General features: G+C 36.6%; 18 protein-coding genes. 16 read left to right on the top strand and 2 right to left on the bottom strand.

The window, feature by feature from the left end; all coding sequences use genetic code 11:
* Positions 1-13: 13 nt before the first annotated feature.
* The 4 genes from SJY30_RS03150 to SJY30_RS03135 all read left to right on the top strand — a co-directional run bounded on the left by SJY30_RS03150 (position 14) and on the right by SJY30_RS03135 (position 7,136).
* Complete coding sequence (locus tag SJY30_RS03150) at positions 14-2,419, top strand: 3-hydroxyacyl-CoA dehydrogenase NAD-binding domain-containing protein (protein ID WP_396634163.1); 2,406 nt, start codon at positions 14-16, stop codon at positions 2,417-2,419.
* Positions 2,420-2,518: 99 nt separating this feature from the next.
* Entirely contained in the window at positions 2,519-3,709 is a 1,191-nt protein-coding gene (locus SJY30_RS03145; protein WP_396634162.1) for an acetyl-CoA C-acyltransferase, read from the top strand.
* A 76-nt stretch (positions 3,710-3,785) separates the two neighbouring features.
* Positions 3,786-5,597: an acyl-CoA dehydrogenase family protein gene (locus SJY30_RS03140; RefSeq protein WP_396634161.1), complete on the top strand. Its 1,812-nt coding sequence runs from the start codon at positions 3,786-3,788 to the stop codon at positions 5,595-5,597.
* A 102-nt stretch (positions 5,598-5,699) separates the two neighbouring features.
* Positions 5,700-7,136, top strand: coding sequence for a pyridoxal phosphate-dependent decarboxylase family protein (locus SJY30_RS03135; protein ID WP_396634160.1), 1,437 nt, complete (start codon positions 5,700-5,702; stop codon positions 7,134-7,136).
* On the opposite strand, the gene SJY30_RS03130 is transcribed toward SJY30_RS03135, so the two are convergent.
* Positions 7,125-8,927: a glycoside hydrolase family 15 protein gene (locus SJY30_RS03130; protein ID WP_396634159.1), complete on the bottom strand. Its 1,803-nt coding sequence runs from the start codon at positions 8,925-8,927 to the stop codon at positions 7,125-7,127. The two genes, SJY30_RS03135 and SJY30_RS03130, sit on opposite strands and share 12 nt — an antisense overlap.
* Positions 8,928-9,030: 103 nt before the next feature.
* Here SJY30_RS03130 and SJY30_RS03125 point away from each other — a divergent pair, with 103 nt between their 5' ends.
* The 9 genes from SJY30_RS03125 to SJY30_RS03085 all read left to right on the top strand — a co-directional run bounded on the left by SJY30_RS03125 (position 9,031) and on the right by SJY30_RS03085 (position 20,178).
* Positions 9,031-11,244: a bifunctional alpha,alpha-trehalose-phosphate synthase (UDP-forming)/trehalose-phosphatase gene (locus SJY30_RS03125; RefSeq protein WP_396634158.1), complete on the top strand. Its 2,214-nt coding sequence runs from the start codon at positions 9,031-9,033 to the stop codon at positions 11,242-11,244.
* A gap of 23 nt (positions 11,245-11,267) precedes the next feature.
* A complete protein-coding gene (locus SJY30_RS03120) occupies positions 11,268-12,791 on the top strand; it encodes a nuclear transport factor 2 family protein (RefSeq protein ID WP_396634157.1) in 1,524 nt (507 codons plus the stop codon).
* Between the two features lie 4 nt (positions 12,792-12,795).
* Complete coding sequence (locus SJY30_RS03115) at positions 12,796-13,962, top strand: nitrate/nitrite transporter (protein WP_396634156.1); 1,167 nt, start codon at positions 12,796-12,798, stop codon at positions 13,960-13,962.
* Between the two features lie 101 nt (positions 13,963-14,063).
* On the top strand, positions 14,064-15,395 hold the full coding sequence (locus tag SJY30_RS03110; protein WP_396635300.1) for a M28 family peptidase: 1,332 nt from the start codon (positions 14,064-14,066) through the stop codon (positions 15,393-15,395).
* Positions 15,396-15,413: 18 nt separating this feature from the next.
* On the top strand, positions 15,414-17,021 hold the full coding sequence (locus SJY30_RS03105; RefSeq protein WP_396634155.1) for a M1 family metallopeptidase: 1,608 nt from the start codon (positions 15,414-15,416) through the stop codon (positions 17,019-17,021).
* Between the two features lie 106 nt (positions 17,022-17,127).
* The gene (locus SJY30_RS03100) at positions 17,128-18,243 is read left to right on the top strand and encodes a DUF2914 domain-containing protein (protein WP_396634154.1); all 1,116 of its coding nucleotides are present in this window, start codon (positions 17,128-17,130) and stop codon (positions 18,241-18,243) included.
* Positions 18,244-18,385: 142 nt separating this feature from the next.
* The gene (locus tag SJY30_RS03095; protein ID WP_396634153.1) at positions 18,386-19,054 is read left to right on the top strand and encodes a YkgJ family cysteine cluster protein; all 669 of its coding nucleotides are present in this window, start codon (positions 18,386-18,388) and stop codon (positions 19,052-19,054) included.
* A gap of 9 nt (positions 19,055-19,063) precedes the next feature.
* A complete protein-coding gene (locus SJY30_RS03090; protein WP_396634152.1) occupies positions 19,064-19,699 on the top strand; it encodes an alpha/beta fold hydrolase in 636 nt (211 codons plus the stop codon).
* A gap of 11 nt (positions 19,700-19,710) precedes the next feature.
* Positions 19,711-20,178 carry a GAF domain-containing protein gene (locus SJY30_RS03085; protein WP_396634151.1) on the top strand — a complete coding sequence of 156 codons (468 nt, stop codon included), beginning with the start codon at positions 19,711-19,713 and terminating at the stop codon, positions 20,176-20,178.
* Between the two features lie 67 nt (positions 20,179-20,245).
* Here SJY30_RS03085 and SJY30_RS03080 read toward each other — a convergent pair whose 3' ends face one another.
* Positions 20,246-23,266, bottom strand: a complete 3,021-nt coding sequence (locus SJY30_RS03080) for a ThuA domain-containing protein (RefSeq protein ID WP_396634150.1) — start codon at positions 23,264-23,266, stop codon at positions 20,246-20,248.
* Positions 23,267-23,387: 121 nt separating this feature from the next.
* Here SJY30_RS03080 and SJY30_RS03075 point away from each other — a divergent pair, with 121 nt between their 5' ends.
* The 3 genes from SJY30_RS03075 to SJY30_RS03065 all read left to right on the top strand — a co-directional run bounded on the left by SJY30_RS03075 (position 23,388) and on the right by SJY30_RS03065 (position 26,810).
* Positions 23,388-23,984, top strand: a complete 597-nt coding sequence (locus SJY30_RS03075) for a YdeI family protein (RefSeq protein WP_396634149.1) — start codon at positions 23,388-23,390, stop codon at positions 23,982-23,984.
* 143 nt (positions 23,985-24,127) lie between these two features.
* Complete coding sequence (locus SJY30_RS03070) at positions 24,128-25,552, top strand: amidohydrolase family protein (RefSeq protein ID WP_396634148.1); 1,425 nt, start codon at positions 24,128-24,130, stop codon at positions 25,550-25,552.
* Between the two features lie 13 nt (positions 25,553-25,565).
* A complete protein-coding gene (locus SJY30_RS03065; RefSeq protein ID WP_396634147.1) occupies positions 25,566-26,810 on the top strand; it encodes an amidohydrolase family protein in 1,245 nt (414 codons plus the stop codon).
* Positions 26,811-26,954 lie beyond the last annotated feature (144 nt).

The following is a 26,954-nucleotide window of genomic DNA, read 5'->3' as shown; positions in this document are numbered from 1 at the left end:
CAGCATAAAGTACATGAACAAGCACATTAAAAAAGTAGCAGTAATTGGCTCAGGAATAATGGGTAGCGGTATTGCCTGCCATTTTGCAAATATTGGCGTAGAGGTTTTATTGTTAGATATTGTTCCTCGTGAACTAAATGACAAAGAAAAAGCGAAAGGTTTAACCTTAGAAGATAAGGTAGTTCGTAATAGAATGGTTAACGATGCTTTAAAAGCAGCGTTGAAATCTAAACCATCTCCTATTTACCATCAAAATTTTGCAAATCGCATCACAACAGGAAACTTGGAGGATGATATTGCAAAGGTATCTCAGGTAGATTGGATTATCGAGGTTGTTGTTGAACGTTTGGATATCAAAAAACAAGTGTTCGAGAATCTTGAGAAGTACCGTACACCTGGTACACTTATCACTTCTAACACTTCTGGTATTCCAATCAAATTTATGTCTGAAGGCAGAAGTGAAGATTTTCAAAAACATTTCTGTGGTACTCACTTTTTTAATCCTGCACGTTATTTAAAACTTTTTGAAATCATTCCTGGTCCAAAAACAGATGCAGATGTATTGAGTTTCTTAAATGGTTACGGTGAAAAATTCTTAGGTAAAACTTCTGTTGTTGCTAAAGATACACCTGCATTTATAGGTAATAGAATAGGGATATTCAGTATTCAAAGTCTTTTCCATATGGTAAAAGATATGGATATGACAGTAGAAGAAGTAGATAAATTGACAGGTCCTGTTATTGGCAGACCAAAGTCAGCTACATTTAGAACTGTTGATGTTGTTGGGTTAGATACACTTGTGCACGTTGCAAATGGTATTTATGATAACTGTAAAGACGATGAGCGTCACGATTTATTTAAACTACCTGGTTTCATCAACACAATGATGGAAAATAAGTGGTTAGGAAGTAAAACGGGACAAGGTTTTTACAAGAAATCTAAAAATGATAAAGGCAAAACTGAAATATTAACGATTGATTTAGAGACGATGGATTATCGTTCTAAAAAGAGTGCGAAATTTGCCACTTTAGAGTTAACAAAAACAATTGACAAAGTGGTTGATCGCTTTGCTGTTCTTTGTGGAGGAAAAGATAAAGCAGGTGAATTCTACCGTAAGAGTTTCGGGCAGTTGTTCGCTTATGTTTCTCATAGAATACCTGAAATAACAGATGAACTTTATAAGATAGACGATGCTATGAAAGCTGGTTTTGGTTGGGAACATGGTCCTTTCCAAATTTGGGATGCCGTTGGTCTAGATAAAGGTCTTGAATTTATCAAAGCTGAAGGGTTAGAAGCTGCAGCTTGGGTTCAAGAAATGAAATTTACAGGTAAAGATTCTTTTTACTCCGTAAAAGAAGGAAGCACTTATTTTTATGATATTCCGAAAAAATCCATGGAAAAGATTCCTGGTCAAGATGCGTTTATCATATTAGATAACATTAGAAAATCAAAAGAGGTATTTAAAAATGCCGGTGTTGTTGTTGAAGATTTAGGTGATGGAATTTTAAATGTAGAGTTCCAATCTAAAATGAATACAATTGGTGGTGATGTTTTAAATGGCCTGAACAAAGCCATAGACATGGCCGAAAAAGATTTTCAAGGTTTGGTTGTTGGTAACCAAGCTGCCAATTTCTCTGTAGGTGCAAATATTGGTATGATTTTCATGATGGCGGTTGAGCAAGAATATGATGAGCTTAACATGGCTATTAAATACTTTCAGGATACGATGATGCGTATGCGCTACTCCTCTATTCCTACTATCTCTGCTCCACATGGTATGGCATTAGGTGGTGGATGTGAAATTTCATTACATGCAGATAAGGTTGTTGCGGCAGCTGAGACGTATATGGGTCTTGTTGAATTTGGAGTTGGTGTTCTTCCTGGTGGAGGTGGTTCAAAGGAAATGGCTTTACGTGCTCAAGATACTTTCAAGAAAGGTGATGTGGAATTAAACGTATTGCAAGAGTACTTCTTAACCATTGGTATGGCTAAAGTATCTACTTCTGCTTACGAAGCTTTTGATTTAGGATTACTTCAAAAAGGTAAGGATATTGTAGTGGTCAACAAAGACCGACAAATTGCAACTGCAAAGGCGCATGCCATGTTAATGGCAGAATCTGGTTATACACAACCAGCAGCCCGAAACGATATCAAAGTATTGGGAAAACAAGCGTTGGGTATGTTCGTAGTTGGTACTGACTCTATGGAGGCTAGCCATTACATTAGCGAACATGACAAGAAAATCGCTAATAAACTTGCCTACGTGATGGCAGGTGGCGATTTATCAGAACCTACGCGAGTATCCGAGCAATATTTATTGGATATAGAGCGTGAAGCTTTCTTATCGTTATGTACCGAAAGAAAAACTTTGGAGCGTATTCAGCATATGTTGAAAACGGGTAAGCCGTTACGTAATTAGAAATACGTAGCTATTAACCTCTGGTGATAAGCCAGAGGTCAATTATAAAACAACAATTAAATGCTAATAGCTAAAAGCTAATAGCCTAAAGCATAAAAAATGAAAACTGCATATATAGTAAAAGGATATAGAACTGCTGTTGGAAAAGCTCCAAAAGGGGTTTTCCGTTTTAAGCGTACAGATGAATTGGCTGCCGAAACCATCGAATATATGATGAAGGAATTGCCGCAATTCGACAAAAAACGTATTGATGATGTCATCGTAGGTAATGCAATGCCAGAAGGTTCTCAAGGTTTGAACATGGCAAGGCTAATTTCGTTAATGGGATTGGACATTGTAGATGTACCAGGTGTAACGGTAAATAGATTCTGCGCATCAGGTTTAGAGACTATTGGTGTTGCTGCTGCTAAAATTCAGGCCGGTATGGCCGATTGTATTATTGCTGGTGGCGCAGAAAGCATGAGTTCTGTTCCTATGACCGGTAACAAACCAGAACTAAACTATGACTTGGCAAAATCCGGTCATGAAGATTACTACTGGGGAATGGGTAATACTGCTGAAGCTGTAGCAAATGAGTACAAAGTATCTAGAGAAGATCAAGATAACTTTGCTTACAATTCTCATATGAAAGCATTGAAAGCACAAGCAGAAGACCGTTTTCAGAGTCAGATAGCTCCTATTGAAGTTGAGGAAACTTATTTGGATGCTAATGGAAAAAAAGCACATCGTAAATATACAGTTACTAAAGATGAAGGACCTAGAAAAGGAACTTCGGTAGAGGTTCTAAATAAACTTCGTCCTGTGTTTGCCGCTGGTGGAAGCGTAACTGCCGGTAACTCATCCCAAATGAGTGATGGTGCAGCATTCGTATTAATCATGAGCGAGGAAATGGTAAAAGAATTAAATATTGAGCCTATTGCTAGATTGGTTAATTATGCAGCTGCAGGTGTACCACCAAGAATTATGGGTATTGGACCTGTTGCCGCCATTCCAAAAGCATTGAAGCAAGCAGGATTAAAGCTAAACGACATAGATTTAATTGAATTGAACGAAGCATTCGCTTCACAGTCGTTAGCCGTAATGCGTGAATTGAATATAGATCAAGATATCGTAAACGTAAATGGTGGTGCTATTGCACTTGGTCATCCTTTAGGATGTACGGGAGCAAAGTTATCTGTTCAGTTATTTGATGAAATGCGTAAAAGAGATATGCAAGGCAAATACGGAATGGTTACCATGTGCGTAGGTACAGGTCAAGGAGCTGCAGGAATATTTGAATTTTTAAATTAACAATTTTACTAATTATTATTAGAGTATTTACTGAATACTTTATTCTAATTACTTTATACTAAATACTATTTATAACATGAGTACAGATACAGCAAAAAAAGATATTCTTAGAGGAGGACAGTTCCTTGTAAAAGAAACCAATTGTGAAGATGTTTTCACACTTGAAGATTTGAACGAAGAGCAACGCATGATGCGTGAGAGTACCAAAGAATTTGTTGACAGAGAGCTTTGGGCACATTGGGAGCGTTTTGAAAATAAAGATTATGCTTTCACTGAAGAAACTATGCGTAAAGCTGGTGAGTTAGGATTGTTGAGTGTTGCTGTACCAGAATCTTATGGTGGTATGGGAATGGGCTTTGTTTCTACTATGTTAGTATGTGATTACATCTCTGGAGCTACTGGTTCTTTCAGTACTGCTTTTGGTGCGCATACAGGTATTGGTACAATGCCAATAACCCTTTATGGATCTGAGGAGCAAAAACAAAAATATGTACCAAAATTAGCTTCTGGAGAATGGTTTGGCGCTTATTGCCTTACTGAGCCAGGTGCTGGTTCTGATGCAAATTCAGGAAAAACGAAAGCTGTACTTTCTGAAGATGGTAAATCTTACAGTATTTCAGGACAGAAAATGTGGATTTCAAACGCAGGTTTCTGTAACATGTTCATCGTATTTGCACGTATTGAAGACGATAAAAACATTACTGGTTTTATTGTTGAAAATGACCCTAGTAACGGAATTACTTTAGGTGACGAAGAAAAAAAATTAGGTATTCACTCCTCTTCTACTCGTCAAGTTTTCTTCAATGAAACAAAAGTTTCTGTAGAGAATATGCTTTCTACTAGAGGAAACGGATTTAAAATTGCAATGAATGCTTTAAATGTTGGCCGTATTAAATTAGCTGCTGCTTGTTTAGATGCACAACGAAGAGTTATTGGAGAAGCTACAAAATATGCTAACGAGCGTATTCAGTTCAAAACTCCTATCATGAATTTTGGCGCTATTAAATCTAAGATTGCTGACATGGCTACTAGTGTTTATGTTGATGAATCTGCGAGTTACAGAGCTGCCAAAAATATTGAAGATCGTATTGCTATTCGCGAAGCTGAAGGGAATACACACCAAGAGGCGGAATTGAAAGGTGTTGAAGAATACGCTATTGAATGTTCTATTCTTAAAGTAGCAGTTTCTGAAGATTGTCAAAATACTACGGATGAAGGAATTCAGATTTTCGGTGGTATGGGCTTTAGTGCCGATACGCCTATGGAATCTGCTTGGAGAGATTCTAGAATTGCACGTATTTATGAAGGTACCAACGAAATCAATAGAATGTTGGCGGTAGGTATGCTTGTTAAAAAAGCGATGAAAGGTCATGTTGATCTTTTAGGTCCTGCAACTGCTGTTGGTGAAGAGTTAATGGGTATTCCTTCTTTTGATACTCCTGATTTTTCAGAATTATTTGCTGAGGAAAAAGATATTCTAAAAAGATTAAAAAAGGTATTTTTAATGGTTGCCGGTTCTGCCGTTCAGAAATATGGTCCAGAATTAGAGAAACACCAACAATTAATGTTGGCGGCATCTGATATTCTTATTGAGGTATATATGGCAGAATCTGCTTTATTACGAACAGAGAAAAATGCAAAACGTTTTGGCGAAGAAGCACAAGCTACACAAATAGCTATGTCTAAATTATATTTATTCAATGCAACTGAAACTATCATCAATAAAGGAAAAGAAGCTATTATTTCTTTTGCTGAAGGTGATGAGCAAAGAATGATGTTAATGGGACTTAAACGTTTTACAAAATATACAAACTACCCTAATGTAGTTGCCTTACGCACACAAATTGCCGATAAGGTTGCTGCAGACAACGGTTATACGTTTGACTAATTCAGATTACCTTTTGTTGTTTGGTAACTTGAATATTAAACCGTCCCAACTGGGGCGGTTTTTTTGTTTGGTAAACATTGATATTGCGACTATTTTTAAACTATGAACAAGAAATTACTAGAGCAGGTTTATAACACTTCAGATTTTAATTCAAACGGGCATCAATTAATTGATCAACTGACTTCACATTTACAGGATAAGCTACATACATCTTCCCGTAATGCCATTGATTGGAACAATCCGGAAAATGAACTTGAATTTTGGAGAGATTTTTTATCTAACGGAAATAGTGAGGATTTGTTCAAAGAAATCACCAATAGAACCACACATATTCACCACCCACATTATATTGGTCATCAAGTGAGTCCGTCTGCGCCCATCACAGCATTAACAAGTTTAATTAGTTCTTTATTAAATAATGGAACAGCGGTTTATGAAATGGGAATGTCTTCAAATGCAATTGAGCGAATTATTGTAGAGTTCATTTGCCAAAAAATTGGGTTCAATGATTTTTCAGGAGGATTTTTAACTTCTGGGGGAACCTTAGCGAACCTAACTGCATTATTGAGTGCTAGAAAAGCCATTACAAAGCAAGATATCTGGAATGAAGGCAATCAAAATCAACTGGGAATTATGGTGAGCGAAGAAGCTCATTACTGCGTTGATCGGGCCGCAAGAATCATGGGATTAGGCGAACAAGGTATTATTAAAGTTCCTGTTACAAAAGGGTTTAGCATGGATACCGATGTTCTAGAAACCAAACTTAATGAAGCAATTGAAAATGGTATAGAAATATTTGCTATTGTTGGTAGTGCACCTTCCACTGCAACTGGAATATTCGATAATCTTGAAATCATAGGTGAGTTTGCTAAAAAACATCATATCTGGTTCCATGTAGACGGTGCCCATGGTGGAGCGGGAATTTTTTCTAAAAAATATAAGTATACCCTTAAAGGTATAGAGCAAGCGGACTCAGTTGTAATTGATGGACATAAAATGATGATGATGCCGGCATTGACCACTGCCCTACTCTTTAAAAACGAGATTAACGCAAAAACTACTTTTAGTCAAAAAGCAGATTACCTATTATCTGATTCTGAACATGAAGATTGGTACAACTCTGGTAAACGCACATTTGAATGTACCAAAAACATGATGGGTATTCACTGGTTCACACTCTTAAAACTATACGGAGAAGAAGTCTTTGACGCCAATGTCACCCATCTTTATGATATGGGTGCGCTATTTGCAAATTTAATTGATCAAGAACGAAATTTTGAATTGGCACTTCAACCAATGTCCAACATAGTATGTTTTAGATACTGCCCACCAAATTCAGATACAGAAAGTCTAAACGCCTTAAATATAAAAATTCGCCAATTTCTTTTAGAAGATGGCGAATTTTATATTGTGCAAACGAAGTTAAAAGGAATACACTATTTACGTATTACCGTTATGAATCCCTTTACGACAGAGCAACATTTTAAAGCCCTAATTAATAAAATCAAGGCTTATGTCAACGATTTATTATTCTCTTAGAGACTCCATCATTTGATCTTCACTATCCTTTTTAGAGAAGTTAATAGCACACTCTATCAGGGCTAAATGTGAGTATGCTTGAGGGAAGTTTCCTAACAATCTTTTGGTCTTAAAATCAATATCTTCACTGAACAGACCTAAATGATTACTATAACTCAATAATCGTTCAAAATATTCAAGTGCTTTCTTGCGTTCTCCAATTTTGAACAAGCTATTTATATACCAGAATGTACATACTGTAAATGAGGACGATGGCAAACCAAAATCATCTTCATTCTTATAACGGTATAGCAACCCGTCATTACTTAATTCTTTACCGATTGCATTAACCGTTTTTACATAGCGCTCATCTTTAGCTTTTACACATCCATAAGATTCCATCAATAATACGGAAGCATCTAGCTCTTTGGAACCGTAAGATTGCGTGTATGCCCCTACTTCCTCATTCCATGCATTATCATAGATATCTTTCCAGATTTCAGCTCTAATTGGTTCCCATTTTTCAATTTTATGTTTTTTACCGAACATCTCTGCCACTTTTATAGCACGATCTAAGGCTGTCCAACATAATACTTTCGAGAAGGTAAAATGCCTGTCTTCAGCACGAAACTCCCAAATACCTTTATCGGCATCTTTCCAGTTATTGCTAACGATCCAAACGATTCCTTTTGTTATCGCCCATAAATCCTCGCCATTCTCAATATCAATGCTGAATTTCACCATCTGCTCATATATCACATCCATCAGAATACCATAAATATCATTCTGTTTTTGGTGGTATGCCGCATTACCAATACGTACTGGTTTTGAGCCTTTATAACCAGCTAAGTGTTCTAGTGTTTCCTCCGTTAGTTTTTTCTCCTTATTAATTCCGTACATAATTTGCAGCTTCTCTGCTTTATCCGGAATTAAATCTATAATGAATTGTAAATAGCGTCTAGCTACATTCTTGTGCCCTAGTTCAGATACAACCTTAATTACCATAGATGCATCACGTATCCAACAGAAACGATAATCCCAGTTACGTACTTCACCAATAGTTTCTGGTAATGAAGTCGTTGCCGCCGCAAGTACGGCTCCGGTTTTATCATAGCTCAAAAGCTTTAATGTTAATGCACTTCTAGAAATCTCATCGTTAAACTTTTTATACGTTGGTGTCAAATTCGTCCAATTCAACCAATATACCTTAGTATTCTGTAAATCTAAATACGCTCTTTCCGTAGTCGGTAGCAGTAATTTTTCATTATACCCCATTAACATAAACTCATCTTGAACGAGCTCTAACTGAACACTGTTGGCAACTGACTCTTTATTAAATGATGTATACAAGAAAACGGTATCAAATTTTACGTCATGGGTAAGACTAGCAATAAAATCTTTTTTAATAAAGGTTTCCGTAGTACCCATTGCATATTCTAACTTTGGATCATACAATACAGAAAAGCTAGGTTTACCCGATATATGCTTAAAATAGCGTACCAGTTCTGGCGGAGAATGATACTTTTTCTCCTCTTTACGGTATCTAGGCATAAAATCATGAATTTCAAAATGGTCGTTACCAGATTTGAATGATGTGATTAAAATATTTGTAAACTGTTCATATTTCTGTGAGATTTCATAGCTGTCATCTACATTAATCTCAAAACTTCCACCAATATTTTCATCTAATAATTTGGCAAATACCGACGGACTATCAAATTCTGGTAAACAACACCAGTCTATACTTCCTGTCTTTGAAATTAATGCCGCACTTCTACAATTCCCTATTATTCCGTAGTCTAAATTATCCATTCAATAAAAATCTTGATTCATATGAGGTTTCAATTGGTATTGCCCTCCTTTTTCCCGAAATTTAGAGAAATAAATATCAAAAAGTAGCAAAAAAAACTCTTTTATGGCGAAAACTATCATTATCTCAAATAGACTACCTGTACAATTACAAATTAGCAATGGAGACATTACTGCAGTGCCAAGTGTAGGTGGACTGGCTACTGGAATGAAATCTGTACACTCTGGCGGTGATAGCCTTTGGATCGGTTGGAGCGGATTGACGGATGAAGAAATACCAGAAGAGTTGATACCAAAAATCGATAGCGCACTCGCTGAACACGGTTCTTCTAAAGTTAACTTGACAGAAAAAGAGGTCGAGGGATTTTACTATGGATTTAGCAATAGGACCGTTTGGCCACTTTTCCATTATTTTTTAGAGTATTCTGAGTTTGAATTGGAAAGTTGGGAAATTTATAAAGCGGTAAACCAAAAGTTTGCCGATGCCATTCTAGCAAAAGCGGATAATGAAGATACCATTTGGATTCATGATTACCAGCTGATGTTGGTACCACAAATGGTACGTGCAGAAAGACCGGATATATCTATCGGGTTCTTTTTACACATTCCTTTTCCTTCATTTGAAATATTTAGAACATTACCATGGCGTAAAGAAGTTTTACTAGGTTTGCTGGGTTCAGATTTAATTGGTTTCCATACCTATGACTACGAACGTCACTTTTTAAGCTCTGTACGTAGACTATTGGGCTTAGAAGTTAGTTTTAATGATATCTATCTTGATGATAGAGTGATTAAAGTAGACTCCTTCCCAATGGGTATTGATTATAAAAAATTCAGTGAAGCGGCCAAAGAACATTCCCAACGCAGCGAAACTGAAAAATCTGAACTGCAAAAAAGATTGGACACTCATAAAAAATCTGCACCTGATGCTAAATTCTTTTTATCTATTGACCGCTTAGATTACACTAAAGGTATTGCAAAACGTTTAAATGCCTTCGAGTATTTCTTGAATAAATATCCACAATACAAAGAGAAAGTAAGACTTATTATTCTTGCCGTGCCTTCACGTTCCAATGTGCCACAATACCAATTGCTAAAACGTGAAGTAGATGAGTTGGTAGGTCGTATAAACGGAGAGCTTTCAACCGTTAGCTGGACCCCAATTTGGTATTTCTACAGATCTATGCCCTTCGATAATTTGATTGATTTATACACTTCTTCAGATATTGCTTGGTTAACGCCAATTAGAGATGGTATGAACTTGGTAGCCAAAGAATACATTGCTACCAGAACCGATAAGACGGGAGTACTAATTCTTAGCGAAATGGCTGGTTCTGCCAATGAAATGAACGAATCATTACTGATTAACCCTAACAACTTTGAACAAATAGCAGATTCGCTTTATGAGGCTATCAATATGCCTGAAGAAGAGCAAATTTCTAGAAATACCCTATTACAAAAGCGATTGGAACGTTATAATGTAGAAAGGTGGGCTAACGACTTTATGAATTCCCTAGTGGGACAACAAGAGAAAGATCAAACCTATAAGTCCAAAAAACTATCCGAAAGTCTTATGGATACGGTAATGGATGACTATAAAAAAGCCAAAAGAAGATTAGTATTCTTAGACTACGACGGTACTTTAGCAGGTTTTCACCCAGACCCGCAAAAGGCATCTCCCGACGAAGAATTGTACAAGCTTTTAGACCAGATATCATCTCAACCAAATACAGATATGTATTTAATTAGTGGTCGGGATAAAGAAACGTTTACTAAATGGTTCTTACCAAAAAAATACAACATGATTGTTGAGCATGGTGTGTGGATCTCGCAAGGGGGCGAAGAGTTTAGAATGTTAGAAACCGTAAAGAAAGACTGGATGGAGAAGATTTTACCGGTATTGGAATCTTTTGTTGATCGTACTCCCGGTAGTTTTATTGAAGAGAAAAATTACTCTTTAGCATGGCATTACAGAAAAACAGATCCTGATTTTGGTCAAAAGCGTTCTGTAGAATTAAATACGGTACTTACTAGTCTTATTGCCAATGACGATTTAAGCGTGTTAAACGGTAATAAGGTAATGGAAATAAAAAGTAGTAATGTGAATAAAGGTAGAGCATCTATGCGCGTGTATACGGAACACGAGTACGATTTTGTTTTCGCTATTGGCGATGATTGGACAGATGAGTTTATGTTTCAAGAACTGCCCGAAGATTCTATTACTGTGAAAGTAGGACGCCAAAAAACGCAAGCAAGGTATTTTGTTGATAACACAAAAAATGTTCGTACAATTTTGAAAAGATTTGCCGACGAAGGATAACGCTATTCATATTCCACAAAACAATGAAACAAATTCTCAATTTTGCATTTGTAAGCGTTTTTTTCTGCCTTAACTCTTATGCCCAACAAGGCACTGAAGTTTATGTGACAGATTTAAATAGGCCAAATGATTCTTTAAAAATTGGAACTCCAATTAATATTTCTAACAACGAAGGTTATGATAATCAGCCTTCGTTTTTTTCTAATGACAAAATTCTATTCGCATCAACTAGAAATAATCAAACTGATATTGCTCTTTATGATGTAAGGGATAAAACAACAACTTGGCTTTCCAATACACCCAATGGCAGTGAATACTCTCCTTTAAAAATTCCTGAGAAAGTGGCTATTTCAGCCGTGCGTTTAGATGAAGATGGTTTACAACGTTTATATGAGTATAATATAAAGACAGGTGAATCAAAGATTTTAATACCAGATTTAAAAGTGGGCTATCATGTTTGGTATACTAAAGATATCATCGTATGTACGGTATTAATTGAAAATCGTATGGATTTGGTAGTGTATAACCTAAAGGAGAACACCCATTTTACTGCACAAAAAAATGTAGGTAGGTCATTGCATAAAATCCCCAATACTGAGCTAATTAGTTTTATAGCAAAACGCGGCCAAAATGCCATTGTTAAATCGCTAAATCCTAATTCTAAAGAAGCTAAGGATATTATTAATCTTTTAGGGGATAGCGAAGATATTTCTTGGATGAACGATGGTCGATTGATTAATGCCTATGAATCCATAATTCTGTCCTTTGATCCCAAAGTGGATACAGAATGGAAATTAGCATACGAAATCAATGATCCAGATGTCAACGGAATCTCTAGATTAGCGATTAGTCCAAAAGGAAAATACCTAAGTTTTGTTTCAAAAGATTCACAAAAAAGTATTGTTAACAAGCAAGTAGAAACCTTTAATGCGCGAGACGTAAAAGCATTTGCCAATTGTTTTTCCAAAAATGTTGTAGTTAAAAACTACCCAAGGGACACACTGTACGTTGGACGGGAAATTTTAAAGGAAAAGTATCAAAACTTTTATGACCGTACGCCAAATATTGATGTAAAAGTATCTTCTAGAATTCATTTGGGAAAGACTATTATAGATAAAGAACAGATAACCATTGGCGATAGACAATTTCATCAAGTTGCCATTTATGAGGTTGACGGACTTATAAATAGCATGACTTTCTTAAAAGATACGTCAATCGATAAAAATCCAGAAGTACCTGTACAATATCAACTTGAAGCTTATAATGCTAAAGACATCAATGCCTTTTTAAGTTCTTACGCCAAAGACGTGAAAGTTTATGGTGCTAACGGCGAACTAAGAACAGAGGGTATTGAAAATATGCGAAATGACTATGATCGCTTTTTTAGTACTACCACAGACCTTCATTGTGAAACTAAGAATAGGATCGTAATCGGTAATATAGTTATTGATGAAGAATTCATAACCATAAAAGGGGATTCTTATACTGCAATAGGTATTTATGAAATTGAAAATAATAAAATAGCCAAGGTTACTTTTTTACATTGATCTATTGAAGCAAAAGCTACATATTCTCCCCATCATAATTCTTTCGCAATTTGCCTGCACCTCTACTTGGTTTGCCGGTAATGCGATTATTGAATCACTGACTAAAAAGTTAGATTTTGGTCCTGAAATAATTAGTTATGTCATATCATCCGTTCAATTCGGATTTATAGTAGGTACATTAATTTTTGGCATTCTTATGATTGCGGATCGTTTTTCACCCTCAAGGGTGTTTATGATTTGTGCGTTTCTTGCTTCTATTTCAAATCTATCTTTAACCTACCCGCAATTAAATGTGGGCGGATTGCTATTAGCCAGATTTAGTACAGGATTCTTTTTGGCAGGCATCTATCCCGTAGGTATGAAAATAGCCGCAGATTATTATGAGAAGGGTTTAGGCAAAGCACTGGGATATTTGGTAGGTGCCTTAGTTCTTGGTACAGCTTTTCCTTTTTTGATTAAAGGAAGCCCATTTGCAAGTCATCCAGATAAAGTAATTATGTTAACCTCTGGTATTACCGCTTTGGGCGGTTTATTACTCTTCTTACTTGTACCCAACGGACCCTACAGAGTTGCAAGCGCAACATTGAAGTTAAGTGCAGGACCCAAGCTTTTCCAAAATTTTGAATTTAAGAAAGCTGCATTCGGCTATTTTGGGCATATGTGGGAACTTTATGCTTTTTGGGCATTTACACCTATTGCAATTCAATGGTTTGCCATAAAGTCCGGCAGTAATATTTCCGTATCACTATGGTCTGGAATCGTTATAGCGCTCGGCGGATTATCATGTGCCTATGGCGGCATACTTTCTCAGCGCATAGGTAGTAAGAAAGTGGCTCTTGCAGCCTTAATAGCATCCGGCTTTATATGCTTGATCTCGCCATTGCTATTTTCGCTTCCCATCTATTTATTCTTAGTAGGTTGGTGTTTATGGGGTATTGCAGTTACTGCAGACTCACCCCAATTTTCAAATTTAGTGGCATCCGCAGTAGCTCCAGAATTAAAAGGCACTGCTCTTACATTGGTAAATTGCATTGGTTTTGCTATTACAATCATCAGTATACAACTTCTAGGATCACTTCAATCGATCATTCCTATAACTCTTTTATTTATCCCTTTAGCTATTGGTCCGTTATTAGGAGTATACTATTTACTGGCAAAAAAGAATAACTAATGCCTACATACTTTGTTTATGATAATTATGGTCAGCCCTATATTTTACTTAAATTTAGAAACCGATTACCTATACTAACATTACTCACCAAAAAACTTGCAATGAAAAAGTTCTTATTACTCACTCTATTAACCTCAGCTATTACGCTAACAGCGCAAACAGATCAACGTATTTATGATATTATCGATGCCGTTTCTGCTGAGCGTATTGAAAACGATGTTACCAAACTTGCCAATTTTGGAACCAGACATACTTTAAGTGACACTGTCTCAACTACGAGGGGAATTGGAGCTGCTAGACGTTGGATCAAAGGTGAATTCGAAAAAACCTCTACTGAATGTCAAGGTTGCCTAAACGTTTTCTTTCAAAAAGATTTAGTCAAAAAAGGCGCAAACGATCGCATTGTAAAAGATGTGGAAGTAGTGAACGTTCTTGCCATACAAAAGGGAACAAAATACCCTAATCGCTATATTATTATGAGTGGCGATATCGATTCTCGCGTTAGCGACCCTAATAACTATACAGATGATTCGCCCGGTGCCAATGATAACGCCAGCGGTATGGCAGGTACGTTAGAAGCTGCTCGTGTTTTGTCTAAATATAAATTTGAAAACAGTATCATTTACATGGGGCTTTCAGGTGAAGAGCAAGGTCTTTTTGGCGGTGGCGGTATTGCCAAATACGCTAAAGACCAAGGCTGGGAGGTTATTGGTATATTCAATAATGATATGATCGGTAACATCAAAGGTGTGGATGGTACCATTAGTAATGTTGACTTTAGAATTTTCTCTGAGCCAGTACCACCTACTGAAACAGAAAAGCAACGTAAAGCCAGGCGTTTTTACGGTGGCGAAGTAGATGGTGTATCTAGACAATTGGCACGCTATGTTCATAAAAACGTAAAGCAATACATGCCAGAAATGAATCCAATGATGATCTATCGTTTAGATCGCTTTGGTCGTGGTGGTCACCACAGACCTTTCAATGATGCTGGTTTCCCTGGTATTCGTATTATGGAAGCTCATGAAAACTATACACAACAGCACCAAGATATCCGTGTTGAAGATGGTATTGCCTATGGCGATGTTCTTGAACATGTAAATTTTGAGTATGCCGCTAAATTAACGGCTGTTAATGCTATAAATATGGCATCTATAGCTTGGGCCCCTCCTTCCCCTAAAACCGTCAAAATTGGTGGTATTGTTGAACCTGCAGCCAAATTTCAGTGGAGTAAAGTTGATGGTGCCAAGGGATATAAAATATATTGGAGAGATACGACCTCCCCAACATGGGATTACAGCAGATACGTGGGCGATGTTTCTGAATTTGTTTTGGAAGGCATTGTTATCGATAACTTCTTCTTTGGAGTTTCTGCGGTTAGTGAAGACGGATTTGAGAGTCCGGTTGTTTTTCCTAACGGAATTTTCAGATAAACCAAAACCACGTAACTCATGAAAAAAATTATAGCTACACTGGCTTTAGGCATATGCTCTTTTTCACAGGCACAAACCTTTACTAAACAAGATACCCTTAGAGGCAGTATTACCCCTGAACGTGAATGGTGGGATTTAAATTATTACCATTTAGATATTGACGTGAATCCTGATGATAAATTTATCAGCGGAAGTAATACCATTCGCTACAAAGTATTAGAACCTCATCAAGTACTACAGGTAGATTTGCAACCGCCATTGCAAATTGAAAAAGTGACTCAAGATGGTGAAGAATTGGAAGTTGTACATAACATAAATGCTCATTTTATTCAACTTGTAAAACCCCAAAAAGAAGGCGATTACAATGAAGTTGTTGTTACGTATTCCGGTCACCCAAAAGAAGCGGTGAGAGCTCCTTGGGATGGTGGATTTTCTTGGAAAAAAGATTCAAATGGCAAAGACTTTGTAGCTACCTCTTGCCAAGGTCTGGGCGCTAGTGTATGGTGGCCAAACAAAGACCATATGTATGACGAGGTTGACAGTATGTTAATCAGTGTAAAAGCGCCTAAGGGATTAATGAACGTATCTAATGGTCGTCTTAGAAGTGTTGATAAAGAAACCAATACCTACAACTGGTTTGTTTCCAACCCTATTAATAATTATGGTGTTAATGTAAATATTGGCGATTACGTTCATTTTGATGAGATATATCAAGGAGAAAAAGGTGCCCTTGATATGGATTATTATGTTTTAAAAGACAACCTAGAGAAAGCTAAAGAACACTTTAAGGATGCTCCCAAAATGATGAAAGCTTTTGAATATTGGTTTGGTCCGTATCCGTTCTATGAAGATTCTTTTAAACTAGTTGAAGTTCCATATTTAGGTATGGAACACCAAAGCTCGGTTACTTATGGCAATCAGTACAAAAAGGGTTATTTGGGTAGAGATTTATCCAATACGGGTTGGGGTCTAAAGTTCGACTTCATTATTATTCATGAAGCCGGTCACGAATGGTTTGCCAATAACATCACCTATAAAGATGCTGCAGACATGTGGGTCCATGAAGGGTTTACCTGTTATTCCGAAAGTTTATTCTTAGACTACCATTACGGTACTGAAGCTGCAAATGCCTATGTACAGGGTATTAGAAACAACATCAGAAATGACAAACCTGTTATTGGCATTTATAATGTAAACCATGAAGGTAGTGGCGATATGTATTATAAGGGTTCAAACATGCTACACACCTTACGCCAAATTGTAAATGATGATAGAAAATGGAGAACCATTTTACGCGGCCTCAATTCAGAGTTTTACCATAAAACCGTAACTACCGATGAAATCGAAAATGTCATCGCCATAGGTATGAAAAGAGATTTAAAACCTTTCTTCGATCAGTATTTACGAACCACAAAAATCCCTGTTTTCGAATACAATGTAAAGGGCAAAAAAATAGCGTATCGCTTTACCAATACCGTTGACAATTTTTCCATACCCTTAAAAGTGTACATCAACGACATCGCAGTTTGGATAGAACCTACTACGGAATGGAAAACCGAGAAAATAAAAGGCAATTTAACTTCATTACGAGTAGATCCAAATTTCTATGTTGAAACCAAAAATTAGATTACTTTTTATTTCGTATTGATATTTAGCGTTCATCTTAATTTATATAAGGTCAATTTCTTTTTTTAATTACAGTAGTTTTGCTGCTGTCATTTTTTAACGCTACATGAAAAAAGCACTTGCCAGATATAGAAATAGTGCCTTCAGAAATTTTATAAGAAGGCACTCAAAATATGCGCCAATTATATTTTTCGTTGGCGGATTTATATTTGACACCTTGACCCTTGGTCGTATTGACCGTACCTATGACTTAACGGTATTATGTCTGCATATGACCTCGTTATCTATAACGCTATATCTCTATAACCTTGTGGATGATGGAAAATGGAAAAATACCTTTCTTGAACGATACGAAGAATATTTACCCCTTGCCATTCAATTTTTTTTCGGTGGGTTATCTAGTGCCTATGTCATCTATTTTTCAAGAAGTGTTTCTTTATCCAAAACAGCATCGTTCTTTATCATTCTTGTTTTACTACTGATTGCAAATGAGTTTTTAAAAAAACGAATTTCAAACAAATACCTTCAATTTGGGGTTTACTACTTTATTAGCTTCACGTTTTTCACATTTATGATTCCTGTATTTATAAAGGAACTGAATACTACAATTTTCTTGATTTCAGGAGCAGTCAGTTTAATTAGTACATTAGTTCTTCTCATTATTATCTATAGTAAAAGCCCAAGTACCAGAAGGGAGATTAAACTGGGTAAAATGGTTTTTATCATCATTTCCATTTACGGTATTATTAACCTATTCTATTTCCTAAAATTGATTCCGCCCGTACCCCTGGCATTAGATAAAGGAATTGTGGCTCATGAAGTTATTCAAAAAAACGGAAACTATGAGGTTACTTATGAGTCTGAGGAATCTTTAATTTTTTGGCGTAAACATAAATTGGATTTTAGTTATTCTCCAGACCAGCGTGTGTATATTTTTTCTTCCATTTTTGCGCCTACGGACTTAAAGAAGTCCATTTTTCATAGATGGAGAAGGTATAATACATATACCAAAGAATGGGAAAACGTTGATGATATAGGTTACGATATTACCGGCGGTAGAGATGGTGGATTTAGAGGATATACTTATAAAACCAATGTAACACCTGGTGAATGGGAAGTTCAAGTGCTTACTGAGGAAGAGCAAGTGTTGGGTGTTATAGGTTTTGAAATAAAAACTAGAACCGATCAAAATCCTTTGCGACTCAAAACCTCAAAATTTTAGGATTTCACACTGTTTACATCATAAATTTTTAACTCTTTAAACAGAGCTAAATAATTCCGTTTTACCTGAAACCATTAATATTATTTTTAATTGTTAGGGGTGTGAAAACATAGACTACCTTCGTACAACCTTAATCTCATAAGTGACAATATATCAAAAAGTTCAAGCGGTTAATCATATTTTCAACCAATTGGATAAGGAGTTAGGCTCCTTTCAACAATCTACAGGACTTAGCTGTGTAGCCAATTGTGGTCTATGTTGTTTAAAACCGGACATCAATGCTACTGCATTAGAGTTTTTACCACTAGCCTATCACCTATTAATACATGGGGAGACGGAGCGATGGTTAGAAAAACTTCAAAATAATAAAGACAATAAAATATGTCCTGTATTAAACGAAATCATCACACCTGACTCCAAAGGCTATTGTTCTGAATATGCGCATCGCGGACTCATTTGTAGACTGTTTGGTTTTTCTGCTATGTTGCACAAAAACAATAAACCCATATTAGTTACTTGCAAACCTATTAAAGAACAAAAAACCGAAGCTTTTAATAAGGCCAATGCTCATATTGCAGCTAATAAAAATTATCCACTTATTAGTAATTACTATATGCAGCTGCGCTCTATAGATGAATCTTTAGGAGAAGAATTGTTCCCAATAAGAATTGCAATAGAGAAAGCCATCCATGCCGTTTTAGCATATTACGCCTATAGAGAACTACCCAGTAAAGACAATATAGTTAAATGTAGATTACTTAAAAAAGAGATTAAGCGTACCTTTATCAATAGTTTAATAATCGTTACATAAAAGATTATTTTGAAAATATACGCTATTAGTGGTTTAGGTGCTGACCAAAGAGTTTTTAATCATTTAACTCTAGATTTTGAATTGATCACTATAGATTGGATTACTCCCCACCAAAACGAACATATTAAAGAATATTCTAAAAGGCTTAGTAGTGTTATTGACACCAATGAAGCGTTCTGTTTGATAGGTGTTAGTTTCGGTGGATTAATTGCAACGGAAATAAGTAAAATGCTTCAACCGAAAAAAGTAATTCTTATTTCTTCTGCACAAACAAAAGATGAGTTAAGACCGATTTATAATTGGGTCGGCAAATCTAGAATTTTAAAATTTATTCCTACGTTTCTATTTAACCCACCAAGGTTTCTTGCTAAATATATTATGGGAGCCAAAAATTCTAAATTGTTTTATGAAATATTGGATGATACGGATTTTAGCTTTGTAAAATGGGCGTTACAAGAATTTACCGCATGGCAAAACACAGCACGATCCTCAAGAGTTCTTAAGATAAACGGTACAAAAGACAAATTGATTCCGCCCAAAGGTACTACTAGAACAAAGCTTATTGAAGGTGGAGAACATTTTATGATTGTAGATAACGCAAATGAAATCAGCAAAATCATTAATTTTGAACTTAGAAATACTTAGCTTAAAACCATATGAACAATCCTAAAGAATTCTTAGCAATTGTTAGCGCCGAACTAAAGGAGAATACTCCAAACTGGGACAATCTTCTAAAATTGATTTTAGAGCATTTTAAATGCGCTACCGGTACGTTACATTTTTTAGATAAAGCGTCTTTACTACAGCTTCAATCTCAAGTAGGTATTCCTGAGTTTTTAATTCCTAAACTATCTACTATTCCTATTGGTAAAGGTATGGCGGGTATTGCGGCAGAAAGAAGAAAACCTGTTGAAATGTGTAATCTACAGACTGATGATTCTGGTGTTGCTAGACCATCGGCAAAAGATACCAAAGTAGAAGGATCATTAGCTGCACCGTTAATGTATAGTGATAATTTATATGGAACTATTGGTATTGCTAAACCGGTACCTTATGATTTTACCGAAACCGAGATGGACTTACTCATGCAGATTGGTGAATTGATAAGCAAAAAATTAAGCTAACATTCTCACTCATATAAATAAAAAAAGCCCGCTGATTAGCGGGCTTTTTAGTTGGTTAAAATTGTTATTATTTTTCCTTTTTGGCAGGTATGGCAACAGATTTAGAACCTGTAAGCGGTATAGTACCTTCGGCACCTGCATCTGTATAGCTAGCCGTAATCACCAACATATTACCCGGTGCAGATGATTCTGCCGTTATAGTTCCTTTTGCAGGTAATGATTTCTCTTTTTTATCATCTCCGTTCAATGAAAGAATATACAATCCGATCTGTCTAGTTTCATCAGTTGTAATATTTGGGTGTGCAGGCATAGTTACTTCTCCCCAAACTCCTGAACCACCTGTTTTCATTTTACCTTGCAAGTATTTCAAGGCATCTTTACGCTCTTTGTACTTTGCTGCAATATCCTTGTAATTTGGTCCTATAGAAGCTTCTGCTTCTTTATGACATGTTTTACAATCCATTGCTTGGGTCAGCGCTTTGCCAGTAACGGTTGCAGAGACTTGTTGGTGTCCCATACTCATAGCCACCTTATCCATTCCTTCTAAATAGTCCACACTTACAAATATATTGTCGCCATCAATTTCAGTACCATCTGCATCAGTTACAGAAACATCGTATGCAATTTTCTGACCTGGTAAGTAAAATACCGGTGCATTATCACCTAAAGAAATAGTAACCTCTGGTCTTGAGTTCCCTGCGACTATACTAGTACTTTCACTAATTGCCTCTTCTCCCTTATCATCTGCTACAGTTACCTTTAAATTATAGACTCCTGCATCTTCATAGCTATAGCTGACTTGTGGCTCTGTAGTTTCTTTGGTCTCACCGTTACCAAAATCCCATATATATTTTATGGCATCATCTTCACGGTCACTTGCTTTTATAGTAGCAGAAACGATTAACGGAGTTTTTCCCGCTGTTTCACTAACCATTACTTCACTGATTAACGGTGGTCTATTACCTCCGTTAAATTCAATATATCCTAAAGAAGAATTTGCATTTTGAGAGAACCAACCACTACCGTATTCCAACAGATAGATTTTACCGTTAGGACCTACTTCCATATCAATTAAACTATTGACCTTAACCTCAGGAGCAAAAGGTTCCATTTTACTGAAATCTCCATTTTCATCTAAATGAACGGCAAACATCCAACCCCGCATCCAATCATAGATAATTACCTTTCCGTCATAATAACTCGGTAGTTTTTCGTCACCTTGGTACATATCTGAGTAGTAGGTAGGTCCTGCCATTGCATTTCTACCTCCTGTAGCTGTTTGCGGGAAATCTTGAGAATCTACGTAGGGATAATATACATACGCTGGCATTGCAGGTGGCAATTCTGTTAAACCCGTATTATTACGAGAGTTATTTATAGGTTTTTCAGGATCAAATGCCTCACCTGTTTTACCTGTTTCATAGTCGTATGCATTATATGCAAAATTGTTACCTATAAACAATGGCCAACCAAAGTTACCTGCTTTTTTAGCTTGGTTCATTTCATCATACCCTCTAGGTCCTCTTACACCTAAACTATCGGCTCTAGCATCAGGACCGACATCTCCCCAGTACAGATATCCTCTTTTCATATCTATAGATATTCTATACGGATTTCTGTGACCCATGGTATAGATTTCTGGTCTCGTTTTATCTGTTCCTACCGGAAATAAGTTTCCTTCTGGAATATCGTACGTACCATCTTCTTTCACTTTAATTCTTAAAATCTTTCCACGTAAATCATTGGTGTTTCCTGAAGAACGACGAGCATCATACTGCTCATGACCTGGAATATCATTTAAAGGCGCAAATCCGTTATTTACATATTTCACTCCTTTTTCATTAAATGGTGTTGAATTATCCCCTGTAGAAAGATATAAAAAACCATCTGGACCAAAAGCTATTGAACCTCCCGTATGACAGCAAATTTCTCTCTGACTGTCTACATCCATTATTACTTGTTCAGACGCTTCATCAAACTTTCCATTCTCAAATTTAAATCTTGACAAACGATTAATCCACTTATCACCTGTTGGGGAATAGTATAAGTAGATCCAATGGTTATTCGCATAATCTGGATCTTTTTGCAAACCCATTAATCCTTCTTCTGCATTAACGCCTGGTGTATTTAAAGTTTTGCTATAGACATCTAACTTTAATACTTCATTAAGCTCTTTTGTTTCATCATTGTATAGTATTACTTCTCCCCTACGCTGAGCCACAAGTACATCTCCGTTAGGTAAAACCGTCATTTCAGTAGGTTCAAAAAACTGACCTTCGCTCAAAGTTACTTTTGCAAAACGATCTGCATCCGGTGGTATTTGAGAGGTCACTTTAGAAAAGTCTAATTCCAAATTTTCACCTATGGCATATTCGATTCCGCCTAAAAGATGCTTTAAAAATAAATCTTCAGAAAAGCTGGCATCGGCATGACCGCCACCTGTGTAGAATGCACGACCACCATCAAAATCATGGTACCAAGCAATGGGATGAAAATCTCCATTTTGCCCACCCTCATAAGTAGACTCGTCTAAAGTCATTAATACATTTACATCTGGATTGATGTTTTTGTAGTTATACAATTCATCTGTTCTTGTCCACACAGAGTCGGTAAAAAACTGTGTAGCTTTAAAGTTCTTGTCTTTAATAATGAAATCAGCCGTTGGCATTCCCTTTGGATGGCTCAAAAATTGTGCTCCTGCTAAATCATTATACCAACCCCAATCATACTCTGTATCCGCCGCGGCATGTACACCAACATAACCACCACCAGCTTGTATGTAGCGCTCAAAAGCTGCTTCTTGGTATTGATCTAAAACATTACCTGTTGTACTTAAAAAGATTACCGCAGCATATTTTTTTAGATTATCATCTGTAAACAGTGCTGCATTTTTAGTGGTGTCAACGGCAAATCCGTTTTCTATTCCTAGCTTTTGAATGGCTGCAACACCAGCAGGTATTGATTTGTGTTCAAATCCCATAGTTTTTGAGAATATCAATACCTTGGGTTTTCCTTCTCTTTTATTGCCACCGCAAGAGACAATAATAAGCGCAAAGCCTAAAAGCAGCGCATTGAAGATTTTTTTCATACGTTAGTTGTTGTTAAGTTGAGTAAAATATTGCTAAAAATAGGGCGAGTTACTTTATTAACCAATACTTTATTTTAATCATTGTACTTTTATGATACATTATTAACCATATGGTACTATTATGCTAAAAATACCGGAGCTGTATTTTAAAAATGACATTGAATTTAAGGATTGGTTGCACAATAATCATACGGAGCACACAGGTGTTCATCTCATTTTTTACTCCGTTGCCCATGAAAATGAAAGTATGCGTTGGGAAGAAGCTGTGCGGGTTGCATTATGTTATGGCTGGATCGATAGTACGGTCAAAAGTTTGGGCAATGGCAAAAGACGGCAATATTTCTGTCCTAGAAAACCTAAAAGTGTATGGAGCAAGGTAAACAAAGATCATATCAAAGAATTGAAATCTAGCGGACTAATGCATGCAGCAGGACTAGCATCTATAAAGGTTGCCAAAGCCAACGGTTCCTGGTCTTCTCTAGATGATGTAGAGAACGGTGTTATTCCCCAAGAGCTACAAATGGCATTTGATAAAAATCCTAAAGCTTTTACCAACTTCAACAACTTTACACGCAGCCAACGTAAAAGCTACCTTTATTGGTTAAACCAAGCAAAGCGCGAAGAAACAAGAAACAAAAGAATTGAGGGAATCATTCAACACGCCGCTGAAAATATTAAATACCGAGATGGTGGCGGTTGGCAATCTGATAAAAAATAAAAATTATAGGTCTTTTACTATTACATTATAAAAAGACCATACGTTCATTATCAATGCAATAATTCAATTTGGATAATACTGCATATGCTAATATTCACCATATTTTCTTTTTATCTTAACCATATAAAATTGCCTTAAATACTATGAATTTATCGAAATTGATATGTGCATTAACCTGTTGTTCTCTTCTAATATTTACGGGCTGCAAAAACGAAAAACAAACCAAATATGACGTTCTTATAAAAAACGGAAATGTAATTAATTTGGAAGATGGTTCTATTTCTACGGTTAGTATACTCATCAACAATAATAGAATAACCAAAATCAGTACTGATACCAGTTTAACTAATATTGTGGCAAAGACTACTATTGATGCTACAGGTAAATTTATAGTACCAGGCTTTTGGGATAATCACACTCATTTTAGAGGTGGAGATTCTTTAATAAATGCAAATAAAAACTTCTTAAAGCTCTTTATGGCAAATGGCATTACAACAGTTCGTGATGCCGGTGGTGATCTTACCTCATCTGTTTTAGAATGGCGAAGGGCTATTGCGAACAATGAATTGGTAGGACCCACCATTTTTACATCGGGACCAAAAATTGATGGACCAGGAGGTACTTGGGCTGGCTCGTTAGAAGTAAATACTGATGAAACTATTACTAAAGCTTTAGATTCTTTGCAATCTATACCTTCTGATTTCGTAAAGATTTATGATAGTCGCATTTCTGGTGAAGATTACTTAAAGGTGATACAAGAAGCCGAAAAACGAAATTTAATTACATCGGGACACATGCCCTTTACAGTGGAGCTTGACGCTACTATTGATGCAGGTATTGATGCTGTTGAACATTTATATTACATTATGAAAGGGTGTTCTAACAATGAGAAAGAAATCACCCAAAAACTGATAGCTAAAGAAATAGGGTTTTGGGATGCCATGCCCCTACTCCAATCTTCATTTTCTGACTCGACCGCTTTAAAAACATTCGAGCATTTAAAATCGAATGACGTATTTGTGGTACCTACACTACATATTGGCGGAGTGCTTAGCTATTTAGATGAAGTTAATCATACGAATGATGCCTATTTAAAGTATATGAGCGACGGTATTCGGCAAACCTATAAAGGTAGGATTGACCGTGTAAAAAATGCAACAGATAAACAAGTTGCCGATAGAAAAGCTTTGGACCAATTCTTTGGTAAACTTGCATTGAAATTAAACGAAAACGGAGTATCTCTTTTGGCAGGTTCCGATAGTGGTGCTTACAATAGTTACACCTACCCTGGTATTTCATTACATAAAGAAATGGAAGCTATGGTAGCTACAGGAATTCCTCCACTAGATGCGCTTAAATCTTCTGCATATAACGGTGCTAAGTTTTTAAAGCAAGATGCTGATTATGGAACTATTTCTGAAGGTAAAATTGCTGATATTGTTTTACTCAACAGTAATCCTTTAGAAGATATTAAAAGTACCAAAGACATCTTTATAGTTCTTTCCAATGGAAATCAACACACAAAAACCGACTTAGATAATTTATTGACCTCTGCAACTGCCAACTAAATTCAACTCAATTATGAAATCATTTTTATTTGTTTTTATTTTCTCTTCATATGCTTGTTTTGCTCAAACACTCTTAAAACCAGACCGCATATTCGACGGTACCGAAATGCACAATGATTGGGTGGTTTTAGTGGAAGGAAATCAAATTTCGTATGCAGGTAGTGCTAACGGAATAACCCTGCCGAACAACACCAGAGAAATAGATTTGACCGGCAGTACTTTAATGCCTGGAATTATTGAAGGTCACTCCCATGTTTTATTACACCCATACAACGAAACCGATTGGAATGATCAGGTTCTAAAAGAATCGCCTGTTGAACGTGCAGTTAGAGGTACCGTTCATTTAAAGAATTCTTTAATGGCCGGGGTAACCACCATGCGAGATTTGGGTGCGGAAGGTGCCGGTTATACTGATGTTTATTTGAAGAAAACTATTGACAAGGGAATTATAGACGGACCACGTTTATTGGTTGCCGGACCTGCAATTGTAGCTACAGGAGCATATGGACCAAAAGGATTTCACGACGGTGTAACTGTGCCCTTAGGTGCTGAAGCTGCAAGTGGCGTTGATCAGTGTATTGAAACCGTTCGCAGACAAATGGGAAACGGTGCCGATTTAATAAAAATATATGCCGATTATCGCTGGACTCCCGGTGCCGATTCTAAAGCCACATTTTTACAGGAAGAAATTAATGCCATGGTTGCAACTGCTACTACAGCAGGTAAATATGTAGTTGCACATGCCGGTACACCGGAAGGTATGAAAAGAGCTATTCTTGGTGGCGTGGAAACCATTGAACACGGTGACGGAGGAACTATGGAGATTTTTAAAATGATGAAAGAAAAAGGTATTGGCTTGTGCCCTACTATAGCCGCAGGCGATGCCATAACACAATACCGAGGATGGAACAAAGCGACCGACCCAGAGCCTGAGCGTATTCAACAGAAACGCAAGTCTTTTAAAATGGCACTGGATTCTGGTGTACAAATTGTATTTGGTGGTGATGTAGGTGTTTTTACTCACGGAGAAAATTACCGTGAAATGGAATTGATGGTAGATTACGGAATGAAGCCTTTAGCGGTATTAAAATCTGCTACCTCTGGTAATGCCAGTATGTTTCATTTAGACCAATTAGGAAGCCTTAAAGAAGGGTTTTTAGCTGATATTATTGCCGTAAAAGGGAATCCGGTAGAAGATATCTCTTCTGTGAAAAATGTATCTTTTGTAATGAAAGATGGGGTAATTTATAAGGAGTAGTTGTTGGTTGTTGGTTGTTGGTTGTTGGTTGTTGGTTGTTGGTTGTTGGTTGTTGGTTGTTGGTTGTTGGTTGTTGGTTGTTGGTTGTTGGTTGTTGGTTGTTGGTTGTTGGTTGTTGGTTGTTGGTTGTCACTTCGCTTTCGC

It is taken from the genome of Maribacter sp. R86514, from assembly GCF_044597005.1.
Lineage (GTDB): Bacteria > Bacteroidota > Bacteroidia > Flavobacteriales > Flavobacteriaceae > Maribacter.
The sequence above is the reverse complement of the archived record's forward strand: the minus strand, read 5'-3'. Positions and strand labels throughout refer to the sequence as shown.